This window comes from Streptomyces sp. NPDC001750 (assembly GCF_042892615.1).
GTDB lineage: Bacteria > Actinomycetota > Actinomycetes > Streptomycetales > Streptomycetaceae > Streptomyces.
Genome location: NZ_JBIAUE010000004.1, coordinates 236,330 through 249,080, shown reverse-complemented (window position 1 = coordinate 249,080; position 12,751 = coordinate 236,330). Strand labels below are relative to the sequence as shown.

The 12,751-nt window shown below is 71.2% G+C and carries 11 protein-coding genes and 1 pseudogene; 3 read left to right on the top strand and 9 right to left on the bottom strand.

From position 1 onward, the window contains the following. Nucleotides 1–124: 124 nt before the first annotated feature. The 4 genes from ACFYY6_RS09360 to ACFYY6_RS09345 all read right to left on the bottom strand — a co-directional run bounded on the left by ACFYY6_RS09360 (nucleotide 125) and on the right by ACFYY6_RS09345 (nucleotide 5,370). Nucleotides 125–1,036 carry a DUF6891 domain-containing protein gene (locus ACFYY6_RS09360; RefSeq protein WP_351524368.1) on the bottom strand — a complete coding sequence of 304 codons (912 nt, stop codon included), beginning with the start codon at nucleotides 1,034–1,036 and terminating at the stop codon, nucleotides 125–127. 220 nt (nucleotides 1,037–1,256) lie between these two features. Then, nucleotides 1,257–2,291, bottom strand: coding sequence for a glutamine synthetase (gene glnII / locus ACFYY6_RS09355; RefSeq protein WP_351524369.1), 1,035 nt, complete (start codon nucleotides 2,289–2,291; stop codon nucleotides 1,257–1,259). A 248-nt stretch (nucleotides 2,292–2,539) separates the two neighbouring features. Continuing rightward, nucleotides 2,540–3,697 carry a hypothetical protein gene (locus ACFYY6_RS09350; RefSeq protein ID WP_351524370.1) on the bottom strand — a complete coding sequence of 386 codons (1,158 nt, stop codon included), beginning with the start codon at nucleotides 3,695–3,697 and terminating at the stop codon, nucleotides 2,540–2,542. After that, a complete protein-coding gene (locus tag ACFYY6_RS09345) occupies nucleotides 3,694–5,370 on the bottom strand; it encodes a hypothetical protein (RefSeq protein WP_389192364.1) in 1,677 nt (558 codons plus the stop codon). The genes ACFYY6_RS09350 and ACFYY6_RS09345 overlap by 4 nt, the downstream gene beginning before the upstream one ends. A gap of 247 nt (nucleotides 5,371–5,617) precedes the next feature. Here ACFYY6_RS09345 and ACFYY6_RS09340 point away from each other — a divergent pair, with 247 nt between their 5' ends. Then, entirely contained in the window at nucleotides 5,618–6,532 is a 915-nt protein-coding gene (locus ACFYY6_RS09340; protein WP_351628553.1) for a Gfo/Idh/MocA family oxidoreductase, read from the top strand. A gap of 193 nt (nucleotides 6,533–6,725) precedes the next feature. On the opposite strand, the gene ACFYY6_RS09335 is transcribed toward ACFYY6_RS09340, so the two are convergent. Further along, nucleotides 6,726–7,085, bottom strand: a complete 360-nt coding sequence (locus ACFYY6_RS09335; RefSeq protein WP_351524373.1) for an arsenate reductase family protein — start codon at nucleotides 7,083–7,085, stop codon at nucleotides 6,726–6,728. Between the two features lie 119 nt (nucleotides 7,086–7,204). On the opposite strand from ACFYY6_RS09335, the gene ACFYY6_RS09330 reads away from it, so the two are divergent. Beyond that, entirely contained in the window at nucleotides 7,205–7,474 is a 270-nt protein-coding gene (locus tag ACFYY6_RS09330; RefSeq protein WP_351524374.1) for a hypothetical protein, read from the top strand. 330 nt (nucleotides 7,475–7,804) lie between these two features. Here ACFYY6_RS09330 and ACFYY6_RS09325 read toward each other — a convergent pair whose 3' ends face one another. The 3 genes and pseudogenes from ACFYY6_RS09325 to glnA all read right to left on the bottom strand — a co-directional run bounded on the left by ACFYY6_RS09325 (nucleotide 7,805) and on the right by glnA (nucleotide 11,175). Beyond that, complete coding sequence (locus tag ACFYY6_RS09325) at nucleotides 7,805–8,371, bottom strand: dihydrofolate reductase family protein (protein WP_351628548.1); 567 nt, start codon at nucleotides 8,369–8,371, stop codon at nucleotides 7,805–7,807. A gap of 264 nt (nucleotides 8,372–8,635) precedes the next feature. Then, a pseudogene (locus tag ACFYY6_RS09320) lies at nucleotides 8,636–9,295 on the bottom strand (Tn3 family transposase); the annotation flags it as partial. A gap of 470 nt (nucleotides 9,296–9,765) precedes the next feature. Then, nucleotides 9,766–11,175 carry a type I glutamate--ammonia ligase gene (glnA, locus tag ACFYY6_RS09315; protein WP_351526129.1) on the bottom strand — a complete coding sequence of 470 codons (1,410 nt, stop codon included), beginning with the start codon at nucleotides 11,173–11,175 and terminating at the stop codon, nucleotides 9,766–9,768. A gap of 258 nt (nucleotides 11,176–11,433) precedes the next feature. Between glnA and ACFYY6_RS09310 the strand changes: the two genes are divergently transcribed. Then, a complete protein-coding gene (locus ACFYY6_RS09310; RefSeq protein ID WP_389192360.1) occupies nucleotides 11,434–11,901 on the top strand; it encodes an RDD family protein in 468 nt (155 codons plus the stop codon). A 137-nt stretch (nucleotides 11,902–12,038) separates the two neighbouring features. Here the strand turns inward: ACFYY6_RS09310 and ACFYY6_RS09305 are convergent, their stop codons facing one another. Next, nucleotides 12,039–12,749 (bottom strand): DUF4191 domain-containing protein, encoded by a 711-nt coding sequence (locus ACFYY6_RS09305; RefSeq protein WP_351525323.1) that lies wholly within the window; start codon nucleotides 12,747–12,749, stop codon nucleotides 12,039–12,041. Nucleotides 12,750–12,751: the final 2 nt, after the last annotated feature.

Sequence of the window (12,751 nt, the reverse complement as noted above, 5' to 3'; positions counted from 1 at the left end):
GCGACGACGCAGCAGGCGTCCGCCACCCGTCCGTAACGGCCCCGGTGTTGGCTTCCTCACTCCGGGCACGGATCCGACACTCCGGCGTCGGCCCGGCGGCCCCGGCCTCCCCGTATACCCCGCGTCACCCCACGAGGCGCTTGCGCCAGTCCAGTGGGAACAGCTGGATCGCCTGGTCCGGCGAACCGTCCCACTTCACCGTCAGCCCCGCCCCCTCCAGCGCCGCCGCCACCTCACGGCCGACCGCGGTGGTCGTCTCCTCCGACTCGTCGAACCCGCCGTAGTACAGCGAGAGTCCCTGCCCCGCCGCCGCGCTCTCGGTGCACTGGAGATGGAAGAAGACGAAGCCGCGCGCGTCCTCGCGCCCGGCGTCGTATATCTCGCCGAGCCCGCACGCACGGCAGCAGGAGAAGTGCTCCCGCGCCGTGATCCCGCGCTCGTCCAGTGCGGCGAACGCCCGTTCCAGCCGGTCCGCGTCGGTCACGTCCGACCACCCCCGCTGCTCTTCGACCCGCTCCAGCCACAGCCGCTCCACCAACCGCCGTGCCTGCGCCCCGGTCACCGGACGCACCCCGTCCTTCACGAGGTACTCCTCCGCCGCCTCGGTGAGCTCGTCCACCGTGTCGTAGCCGCAGCGGAGCAGCACCCGCACCCGCTCCTCCAACTGCTCCCGGATCTCCGCCGGGATCTCCGGCACGGGCTCCGGCTCCGGCATCCCGGCGCTCTCCCACTCCACGCCCGCGTCCCAGTCCCGCTCCTGGCGCGCCCAGCGGGTCATCAGCCCGGCGACCCGCTCCGGCGAGTCGATCACCGTCCGGCAGTGCGTGGCGGGGCCGCCGGAGCGGTGCTCCAGCTGGTAGCCGCCGCCGTGCTCGTGCCACACCTGCACGTAGGTGCCAGGGATGTCCGGTATGCGCTGCACCACCAGGAAGTGGTCGTCCTCGCCGCCGATCCGGTGCACGAGATCGCTCAGTGCCCGTTCCGAAACGCGGGTGTGGTTCTGCCAGTTCTCGGTCTCCACCTTGATGTCGAGCATGCGCTCACCCTGACACACGCCACTGACAGCGAGCCGGGAACGGTCGGAGGGCGAGCACCGGGAACGACCGGGGCGGCCGGCACCGGGAACGAGCAGGGGCGAGGGCGGGCGAGCGCGCTCGAAGACCGGGGCGGCGCGGGGATCGAACGGACCGGGCGGCGGAAGGGTGCGGCCGACGACGGCCCGCCGGGCTGGGGGAGCCCGGCGGGCCGTGCCCGGATCAGACCTGGCCGGCCTTTTCCAGCGCGGTGCAGCAGGTGTCGACGATCAGCCGCGTGACGACGTACGGGTCGACGTTGGCGTTCGGCCGACGGTCCTCGATGTAGCCCTTGCGGTCCCGCTCGACCTGCCACGGGATGCGGACCGAGGCGCCGCGGTCCGAGACGCCGTAGCTGTACTCGTTCCACGGGGCGGTCTCGTGCAGACCGGTCAGACGGTCGTCGATGCCCGCGCCGTAGTTCTTCACGTGGTCCATCGGCTTCGAGCCCTCGCCCATCGACTCGCACGCGGTGATGATCGCCTCGTAGCCCTCGCGCATCGCCCTCGTGGAGAAGTTGGTGTGCGCGCCCGCGCCGTTCCAGTCGCCCTTGACCGGCTTCGGGTCCAGGGTCGCGGACACGTCGAAGTCCTCGGCGGTGCGGTACAGCAGCCAGCGGGCGACCCACAGCTGGTCGGAGACCTCCAGCGGAGACAGCGGACCGACCTGGAACTCCCACTGGCCGGGCATCACCTCGGCGTTGATGCCGGAGATGCCGAGCCCCGCCCGCAGGCAGTTGTCGAGGTGCTTCTCGACGATGTCGCGGCCGAAGATCTCGTCGGCGCCGACGCCGCAGTAGTAGCCGCCCTGCGCGGCGGGGAAGCCGCCTTCGGGGAAGCCGAGCGGACGGTGGCCGTCGAAGAAGGTGTACTCCTGCTCGATACCGAAGATCGGCTCCTGACCGGCGAACCGCTCGGCCACCTCGCGCAGCGAGGCGCGGGTGTTCGAGGTGTGCGGCGTCAGGTCGATGTCGAGGACCTCGCACAGGACGAGGATGTCGTCGCCGCCCCGGATCGGGTCCGGACACGAGAACACCGGCTTGAGCACCAGGTCGGAGGAGCGTCCCTCGGCCTGGTGGGTGCTGGAGCCGTCGAAGCCCCAGAGCGGCAGCTCCGCCACCTCCCGCGAGGCGCCCGCGGCCATGATCTTCGTCTTGGAACGGAGCTTGGCGGTCGGCTCGGTGCCGTCGATCCAGATGTACTCGGCCTTGAACGTCACGGAAGCCATCCTTTGCGGGTCCTGCGGTGGTGCGGTCGGGTTTCTGCCGTCCTCAGAGTCGCAAGCCGCGATTTCCCGTCCGTTGCCCTTATGTGAACCCGGTGTTACCGAAAGGGCCTGATGCCGCGGTAACAATCGGTTGTTACCGGGGCAATCCGCATGGTTGAGGCGGCCGGGTGTCACCAGGAGAACGGGCGCGAACCCGCGTGAACCCGTGTCACCGGGGGACCGCGAGGGCGGACCCGGTGCTACCGAGGGATTCCGCCCGCCGCCCGGTGCCTGAGCAGCGACTCGAAACCGGCGGACCGGATCCGGCGCAGCAGCTCCTGCTCACTGGTGCCCAGGGCCGCCGCCGCGCCCGCGAGCCGCCAGTCCGCGGCGGCGAGCCGGTGCAGCAGATGGCCGCGCCTGATCTGCGCGTCCGACAGCCGGAACGTCTTCAGGTACGCCACCCGCCCCTTGTGATCGGTGATCGTCTCCCCGATGTGCCGGCCGTCCCCGTCGAGCCGGAACGGCGGCAGGAACCGCCACAGCGTGAACGACCCCATCCGGTACACCCGGTCGAAGGCGTACGACGCGTCCAGCAGCTCACGGGCGAACACCGTGTCGTGCGCCTCGGCCCAGGCCCGCTCCTGGTCCCGTGCCGCCGCCCGCAGACCGGCGAGCGTCCGCAGATGCGGACCGTCGTCGATCCGCGCGGCGAACTCCGCCACCGGTCCGCCGTACAGCGCGTAGTGGTGGACCAGTTCCCCGTACATGTCCTGGACCAGCGAGCCGTGCAGCAGCCGGTAGTCGTCCGGATGCGGCACCACGAACGCTGCGGCGAGCGCGTCGGCCGCGTACACCATCACCCCGCACTGGCCGGGATGGATCTCGAAGGTCCGCAGCGCGTCACCGAGCCCGTGCACCGACCACCCCATGTACGCGCTCTCGGCGCGCGGCGAGAGCCCGTCGCGCAGCGCCTGGCGCGACCACTCCTCCCAGGCGACGGAGGGGCCCCCGAAGTGCAGGGCGAGATACCCCTCCAGGGCGAGGTGCAGCGGCAGGAACCGCAGCCGGTCGCCGGGCTGCCGCTTGGCCATCCGGTGGTGACGGCCGCGCTGGAGCCGTACGGTCCGGGGCGGCCGGTCCCGCGACACCTCGCCCGCCCCGGGACCGAGCTGCGTCCCGTACGCGGCGGTCTGCGCCCCCTCGCCGGACCAGTCGGCGACGAAGCCGTGCGGGATGTAGGAGATGTAGTGCGTGCGCGGGCCGACGTCGACGACGCCGGTCGCGGAGCCCGCGTAGACCTCGCGGTGCAGCCGGAGCCCCTCGACGGGCTCCTCGCGGACGAGCGGCACCAGCCGGATGCCGCCCCACACCTGGGCGGGCCGGGTGACGAGCCCGGTCGGTTCGAGCCGGTTCACGACACGTCCCCCGTACGCGGGGCGTCGTTCGTCCCACGGGCGTCGGCGGCGGAACCGGCGACGGGGACGGGGCCAGGGACAGCGGCAGGAACGGGGACCGGGGCGGGAACGGGAACAGGGACGGTCACGGGATGTCCTCCGGCGAATCGTTCGACCCGGCGGTCCAGATAGGCGTACAGGGCGTCCGCCCCGCTGCGCCCCTCGGCGAACCGGGCGATCTCCACCAGCGCCGGCAGGTCCTCCGCGTCCCGGATGCCGGCCGTGGGCACCTCCCCGGCGAGCCGCCGTACATCAAAACCGTCCGCGTCGTACACGGGGTTCACATGCACCACCGCCGTGCGCCGGTCCGGATCGAGCCGGGTCCGCCACACCCGCAGCACCTCGCCCGCGAGACCGGGCGGCGCGTTGTCCCAGCCGTCCGACACGATGACCAGCCGGTCCGGTCCGTGCTCCAGCGCGTCCAGCACACGGCTGCCCAGCGGCGTCGGCCCCCAGGGCCTGGCCAGCAGCGGATCGGTGCCGCCCGAGGTCCACAGCCCGGTGTACGCGCCCGGCGCGGACAGCGCCTCCAGCAGGAAGTGGCAGCCCAGCGCCACGGCGAGCGGGCGGCGCCGCGTCTCGCTCGACCCGGAGGACGAGTAACTGTCGTCCAGCACGCCCGCCACCTTCCCCCAGCTCCCGGCCTGCGGGCCCGCCGCACGCCGGGCGGCGGCGCGCAGCGCACGCGTCAGCTCCGCGCGGTGAGCCGACCGTACGTCGAAGTCGAGCGAGAGCACGTACAGCGCGAGCCGGGTCAGCGGCATCACCGTCAGATCGACGTCCGCGGGCAGCGGGGCCTGCGCCGAGGGGCCGCGCCGCCCCGAGGCCCGCAGCCGTTCCACGCTCCGCAGCCGCTCCAGCCGGGTCATCCGCGGGATCATCCGCTCCAGGAACACCTCGCGCTTCATCCCGTGCCGGGCGGCGAAGCCCTCGGCGACGGTGAACGGCAGTTCCGCGACGGCGCCCTGTTCGTAGTGGGCGCGCCGCCACGCGTCGAGCAACGGGTGCCGGTAGCGGGGCCGCCGGCCGGGCCGGAACAGGAAGTCCCCCACCTCACCGGCCTCGTCGTTCTCACCGGAGCCGGAGCCGGAGCCGGAGCCGGAGCCGAACCGGAAGTGTGCATGGCGGGCGGCCGTCTTCAGACCGGTGCGGTACTTCACCGCGTCGTGCGCCGGATCCGGCCGGGCGGCCAGCCAGTCGCGCATGATCGCGCGGGTGCGCCGGTTGTTCACCCCGGCCGTGCGCAGCGCCCGGAACAGCTTGTAGACGCGCTGCGGCGGCAGCTTCGCCAGCCGGGCGGCGATCAGCCGCCCCTCGGCCCGCTTCTCCTGCGCCGTCGCCTCGGCGGAGGTCTCCAACAGCCCCTGGACGATGCGCACGGCGTTGTGGTCGTTGATGTCGAGGGCCAGCGCGGCGGCGTACACCCGGCGGTAGTTGATCCGTACGTACGCGTGGAGGAAGTCCAGCGAGAGCCGCTGCTGCTCGGCCGTCGAGCGGAACTCGCGCCGGCCGGTGGCGGTGATCGCCGCGTTCACGAAGAGGAGCACGTCCTCCGCCGCGACGAGACCGGCGCCCGTGCCGGAGTCCCCGGCCGCGGCCGGGGACGCGGTCGTGCTCGTGTACGTGTCCGTCATGGTTCCCCCGTGGTGTCGCACGCCGCCGTATGCGGGGGCGGCGAGGCGCCGGCCGGGGAATGGGGGCGCGAACAGCGAAATCTCTGCTTCAGAGGCAAGTCCCGGAAGTCGCGGCCGGAGTCCCGCGGCCGGCCCCGCAAACGTAACCGGCGACCTCACCCCGTGCCAACCGCGATACGGCTCCGGGGCGGCACGCTCGGGGCGCCGCGGCACGGGTCCGGAACGGGGGACCGGGCAGACTTGCCCCATGACGACACATTCCCCGATTCCTCTGCGCGTCGGCCTCGTCGGCACGGGCCCCTGGGCCAGGAACACACAGGCACCCGCCCTCGCCGCCCACCCCGACGTGGTCCTGAGCGGCGTGTGGGGCCGCCGCCCCGAGGCGGCGGAGGCGCTGGCCGCCGCCCATGGGACCACGGCGTACAGCGACGACACGGGCCTCGACGAGCTCTTCGGGGCCAGCGATGCCATCGCGTTCGCCGTGCCGCCGGACGTCCAGGCCCATCTCGCCGCCCGCGCCGCGGCGACCGGACGCCACCTGCTGCTGGACAAGCCGGTCGCGACCAGCGTCGCGGGAGCCCGCGAGGTCGCCCGGGCCGTGGAGCAGTCCGGGGTCGCGTCCGTCGTCTTCTGCACCCTGCGGTTCGCCCACGCCACCGCCGCCTGGATCGACGAACAGGCGGCCGTGGACGACTGGTTCACCGCCCGCGCCCAGTGGATCGGAGCGCTGTACGCCCCCGACACGGCCAACGAGTACGCGGCCTCGCCCTGGCGCCGCGAGAAGGGCGGACTGTGGGATGTCGGCCCGCACGTCCTGTCGGTCCTGATCCCGGTGCTGGGTGACGTGACCCAGCTGACCGCCGCCCGCGGCCGGGCCGACACCACCCACCTGATCCTCCGCCACACCACCGGCGCCTCCAGCACGGTGACCCTGGCCCTGGGCGCGCCGGTGGGCGCGGTGGGCACCGAGATCGAGCTGCGCGGCGAACAGGGTGTCGTCACCCTGCCGCGATGGAGCGACGCGGTCGGCTCGTTCCGGGCGGCCGTCGACGCGCTCGTCGACTCGGCGCGCACCGGGGAGCCGCACCCGTGCGACGTACGGTTCGGGCTGCGCCTGACGGAACTGCTGGCCGAGGCGGAGGAACAGGCGGGGAAGCGATAGGGGAGGGGCGCGGTACCGGGCGGGTGCGGGGGACGTCAAAGCGGCGGCGGGGTCGCGGACTGCCGGGCGCGGCAGGGACAGGGGACAGGGGAAGCCGGGCGCACCCGGCCCCCGGCCGGTGCCCGGTGGCCCGCTGGTGCCCGACACCCGGTCAGGGTCGGCCACCCGGCCAATGCCTGGTGGCCCCCTCTCCTCAGCGCCCCAGGGCGTCCCGTACGGCCTCGTCCGTGCGGGCCACGACGGCGGTCCCGTCGTCGGCCGTGATGATCGGCCGCTGGATCAGCTTCGGATGCCCGGCGAGCGCCGAGATCCACCGCTCCCGCGAACCGGCCTCGCGCGGCCACTCCTTGAGCCCGAGGTCCTTCGCCTCCGCCTCCTGCGTACGAGTGATGTCCCACGGCTCCAGCCCGAGCCGGTCCAGCACGTCCCGGATCTCGTCCGGCGACGGCACATCCTCCAGGTAGCGGCGGACGGTGTACTCGGCACCCTCGGCGTCGAGCAGATTCACCGCGCTGCGGCACTTCGAACAGGCGGGATTGATCCAGATCTCCATGGTGCCAACGGTACGGGAGAAACCCTTCAAAGTGCCGCTGGCCAGGGCCGATTGTCAGTGGTGGACCGTAAAATGGAGGGAGTTCGTGAGGGTTCCACGACCGTGCCAGGAGGATGCCCATGGCCGTTGCCGCAGTCACGACCGAGCAGTACCACAAGCCCTTGCGGAAGAAGCCGCTCCCCGCAGGACGGCCCCGCGAGTGGTACGTCACCCACAACCGCCGCCTGAAGGCGATGCGCCTGGCGATCGCCCTGCTCGACACGGGCGTCTACTATCCGTCGACCGCGACCGACCGCAGGATACGCGCCACCGCCGAGCGCATCGGCATCCACCCGCCGTCCGACACCACCTGCCGCATGGTCCGCTCCCTGATCCGCCACGGCCGCTGACGGCCGTCCGCCGACCCGCCCGTCCGCCCATCACCCGGAGCCCGCACCCCGTATCCCGGGGCGCGGGCTCCGGTCCGCACCGTCACCCGTCCGCCCTTGCTGCCCTTGGCCTCGGCGGCGCGCAGTCCGTCGTAGGTCAGCTCGCGCTGGAGTTCGCCGACGGCGGCGAGGGTCTACACCATGAACGACGCGTCGGCTCCCTGTCGTCAAACGATCGTTTGACGACAGGGATGCGGTCCGCCCGGCACTCGGGCCGGGGCCGGTCGTACGCAAATCACTTCGAGACAGTCCCTAGTGCCGGGAGCGGCACCAGCGTGTGGGTGCTGATGCTCAGCGCCTCGTCTCGTACCTGGTCAGGACCACGCCGCCGGGAAACGTCCGCGTCTCCACCAGGTTCAGGTTCACCCAACTGTCCAGCGCGGTGAAGAACGGCGTGCCGCCGCCCACCAGGACCGGATGGGCGGCGATCGCGTACTCGTCGATCAGCCCGGCGCGCATGGCCGCCCCGGCGAGCGTTGCGCCGCCGATGTTCATTGGGCCGCCGTCCTCGGCCTTGAGCCGGGTGATCTCGGCGATCGCGTCGCCGGTGACCAGGCGGGTGTTCCAGTCGACCTTGTCGATCGTCGAGGAGAACACCACCTTCGGCGTGTCCCGCCAGTTCCGCGCGAACTCGATCTCCGCCGGGGTGGCGTTGGGCTGCTGGTCGCCGGTCGGCCAGTAGGAACTCATCGTTTCCCACAGCTTGCGCCCATACAGCGACAGGCCACTCTCCTGCTCGTGGTCGAGCCACCACTGGAACAGCTCGTCGCTCGGCGGTCCGCTCCAGCCGATGTCGTCGCCGACCGCGGCGATGTAGCCGTCCAGGGTCAGGTTCATGCCGTAGATCAGTTTCCGCATGGGCCAGCCTTCCGTCCGTGGGTGTCCGGCGTATAGACCAGCGCGGCGCGGGAAACTCATCGGTGCGCGATCCGGGCTCGCCGGTAGTCCTCGTGCTCGGGGCTCAGCGTGGAGTACTGGGCCGACACGGGCAAGCCGCCTGATCTCGCCCTCGCCCTCGCGAGGAAATGCCACGGATTCGATACTGATCATGGGTGACAAGGCCGTGAGACAGCCAGGAACGCCCAGGTCACGCAAGATCGACATGTCACGAGCGGCGAGACCCTACAAGTCAGCGGTTGTCTCGTCTTCGTCCTCGTCCAGCTCGGGCGCGTCCGGGGCACGTAGCGGGCGCAGGGCGCCGGCGGCCGGGGCCGAGGCGGTGAAGCTGTAGCGGCCGAGGGGGTTCGGGCTGCGGTGCTTCAGCGGGGACAGGCGGGCGATGTCCTCGTCGCGGATCGCGTGGCCCTCGGCGCGGAGCTGGGCGACGGCGGCGTCGATGTACTTCGTCGTCCAGAGCACGATGGCGTTGAGGACCAGGCCGAGCGCGCCGAGCTGGTCCTCCATCCCGTCGCGGTCCGCCTGGTGGCTGGTGCCGCACCTGCCGTGGCACACGTCGCGTGCCGGCTTGTGGCGAGATTCCTGCACGTCCAGCAGGCGGGCCCGCGGGTTGGACCAGCGGTGCGACGGGGCGGCGGACACGTCGCGGTTGTTCGGGGCTCGGTGCGGCTGCTCCTGCACGCACACCACGTACGCGTCCCGGTCCACCGCGCCCTGCGGCAGAGAGGGGTTGGCGTGGACCGCCCTGCGCCACGCCGGCGGCACGAGCTTGTCGTCGACCTCGCGTGGCAGCAGCGGCTCGACGCCGACCTTCCGCCGGGCCAGTGCCGGAAGCCCGCGCACCCCGGCCAAGACCCGCCTGCCCGTGCTCGCCGCGTCCAGCGCCCCTTACGACCTCGTCCACGATTGTCAGCGGCGTCGCGGCGTCTGGGACCTCCGCCTCCGGCGTTGTCGTCAGTCCCCGACGCTCCTTCCCCAAGCTCTCAGCTGCGTTCGAGCAGGGGAGACCCCATCCGACTCCCTCCTCCGCCTTGGATTCGAAGGCTCCAGACGCCGCTCCTTCCTCCACTGCCAATCGTGGACGAGGTCGTTACTGTGCGACCAAGAGGGCTGCCGCGGTACAGAGGCTGGAAGAGACGGCGAGGGCCGCTACCCCGGCCATGGGGTAGCGGCCCTCGCTCATGCCGCTGACAGTGCGTCAGTGACGCAACCGCGCGGTGCGCACTCTGTGCACGAGGGCACGAGAACCGACCGGTGACAATAAGAACTGCTGTGAAGATTTTCCGCAGTTCACTGCCTGTTCTAGGACCTCGACCCGGGTCACCCGACCTTGCGGTCCAGTGCCGGGAGCGGCACTAGAGGTCGAAGTACAGCTCGAACTCGTGCGGGTGCGGGCGCAGCTGGATCGGGGCGATCTCGTTGGTGCGCTTGTAGTCGATCCAGGTCTCGATCAGGTCGGCCGTGAAGACGCCGCCGGCCTGGAGGTACTCGTTGTCCGCCTCCAGCGCGTCCAGGACGGCCGGGAGGGAGGTCGGGACCTGCTGGACGTTCGCGTGCTCCTCGGGTGCCAGCTCGTAGAGGTCCTTGTCGATCGGCTCGGCGGGCTCGATCTTGTTCTTGATGCCGTCGAGGCCGGCCATCAGCAGCGCGGAGAAGGCGAGGTACGGGTTCGACGACGGGTCCGGAGCGCGGAACTCGACGCGCTTGGCCTTCGGGTTGGCGCCGGTGATCGGGATACGCATCGCGGCGGAGCGGTTGCGCTGCGAGTACACCAGGTTGACCGGGGCCTCGAAGCCGGGAACCAGGCGGTGGTAGGAGTTCACCGTCGGGTTGGTGAAGGCGAGCAGCGACGGGGCGTGCGTCAGGATGCCGCCGATGTAGTAGCGGGCCATGTCCGAGAGGCCCGCGTAGCCCTGCTCGTCGTAGAAGAGCGGCTGGCCACCGGCCCACAGGGACTGGTGGACGTGCATGCCGGAGCCGTTGTCGCCGAAGATCGGCTTCGGCATGAAGGTCGCGGTCTTGTTGTTGCGCCAGGCGACGTTCTTCACGATGTACTTGAAGAGCATCAGGTCGTCGGCGGCGGCGAGCAGCGTGTTGAACTTGTAGTTGATCTCGGCCTGGCCGGCGGTGCCGACCTCGTGGTGCTGGCGCTCGATCTCCAGACCGCTCTTCTCCAGCTCCAGGGACATCTCCGCACGCAGGTCGGCGAAGTGGTCGACCGGCGGGACGGGGAAGTAGCCGCCCTTGTAGCGGACCTTGTACCCCCGGTTGTTCTCCAGCGCGCCGGTGTTCCAGGCGCCGGCCTCCGAGTCGATGTGGTAGAAGCTCTCGTTCGACGACGTCTGGAAGCGGACGCTGTCGAAGACGTAGAACTCGGCCTCGGGGCCGAAGAACGCGGTGTCGGCGATGCCGGTGGAGGCCAGGTACGCCTCGGCCTTCTTGGCCACGTTCCGGGGGTCGCGGCTGTACTGCTCGCCCGTGATCGGGTCGTGGATGAAGAAGTTGATGTTGACGGTCTTGTCGCGGCGGAACGGGTCGACACGGGCGGTCGACAGGTCCGCGCGCAGCGCCATGTCGGACTCGTGGATGGCCTGGAAGCCGCGGATCGACGAGCCGTCGAAGGCGAGGTCGTCGGCCGGGTCGAAGGTCGCCGCCGGGACCGTGACGTGCTGCATCACTCCGGGCAGGTCGCAGAACCGGACGTCGATGAACTTGACGTCATTGTCCGCGATGTACTTCTTCGCGTCGTCGGCGTTCTGGAACATCCAACTCCTCCTACTCCCGGCCCGGGAGGGACGGGGTTGTAGCCCATCGTGCGGCCAGTGCGGTGGCACGCGCTGGTCCCGACCATAGGCAGACCGGATTTCTCAATCATGACCCATTTGTTTCGCAGAAGTTAACCGGGCCGTGTGGGGGCGGTGCCTCTCGTCTGTTCTGCCGTGTGCGGGCGGTGCCTCTCGCCTGTTCTGCGGTGCCCGGACCCGCCCGGCCGGGGCCGCGGGCGGGCGCAGTACCGTGGTCGGGTGGACAAGAGGCAAGTAATCGGATCGTGGCTCTCCGGACCGCGCGCGGCCGCCGAGGAGATGGGGGTCGACTTCGGCTACCGGGGCAAGCGGCTCGGACTGCCGGAGGACGGGCCGGGGTCCGTGGCGCCGCTCGGCCGCCGCTTCGGCGCCCTCCTCATCGACTGGGCCCTGTGCATGCTGATCGCGTACGGGCTGTTCGCCCGCGGTGACCAGCAGGCGGTCGGGAACTGGGCCCTCGGCGTCTTCTTCGTGCTGAGCGTGCTCACCGTGGGGACCATCGGCAGCACGCCCGGCAAGCGCGTCCTGGGCATCAGGGTCGTCGCCGAGAACGGCGGCCGGCTCGGCTTCGGGCGCGTCGTCGTCCGCAGCCTGCTGCTGTGCCTGGCAGTCCCCGCCCTGGTCTGGGACCGCGACGGGCGTGGTCTGCACGACCGCCTGTCCCGCGCGGTCCAGGTCCGTATCTGAGTCCGGCCGTCGTCCGGGTTGTCCGGCGGCATGGGACGACCGGCAAGGGGACGAGGGCACAGGACGACGGAAACGAGGGTGGGGCGGACCGATTCGGTCCGCCCCACCCTCGTTTCCGTCGTCCGCCGCGTCGGGCGTCAGCGCATCTTCCCGCCGCCCCGAGGCATCCGCATGCCCTTCGGCATCGGACCCTTCGGCAGCGGCATGTTGCTCATCAGATCGCCCATCGCGCGCAGCCGGTCGTTGGCGGTGGTCACCTGCGGGCCGGTGAGCACCCGCGGCAGCTTCAGCATCTTGGTGCGCACCTTCTTCAGCGGCACCTGGCCCTCGTCGTTGCCGACGATGATGTCGTGCACCGGCACGTCGATCAGGATGCGCGCCATCTTCTTCTTCTCGGCCGCGAGCAGCTGCTTCACCCGGTTCGGGTTGCCCTCGCCGACCAGCACGATGCCCGCCTTGCCGACGGCACGGTGGATGACGTCCTGGCTGCGGTTCATCGCGACCGCGGGGGTCGTGGTCCAGCCGCGGCCCACTCGTTCGAGCACCGCCGCCGCAGCACCCGGCTGCCCCTCCATCTGCCCGAAGGCCGCGCGCTCGGCACGCCGCCCGAAGACGATCGCCATCGCGAGGAGAGCCAGTACGAAGCCCAGAATGCCCAGGTAGACCGGGTGGTCGATCAGGAAGCCGACCCCGAGGAGGACACCGAAGGTGACGATTCCCACGCCCGCGACGACAAGACCGACCTTGGGATCGGTCCGCCGGGTCATCTTGTAGGTCAGGGCGATCTGCTTGAGCCGCCCCGCGTTCTCGGCGCTCTCCGCGCCTTCAGTGTTTGCCTTCCTCGCCATGC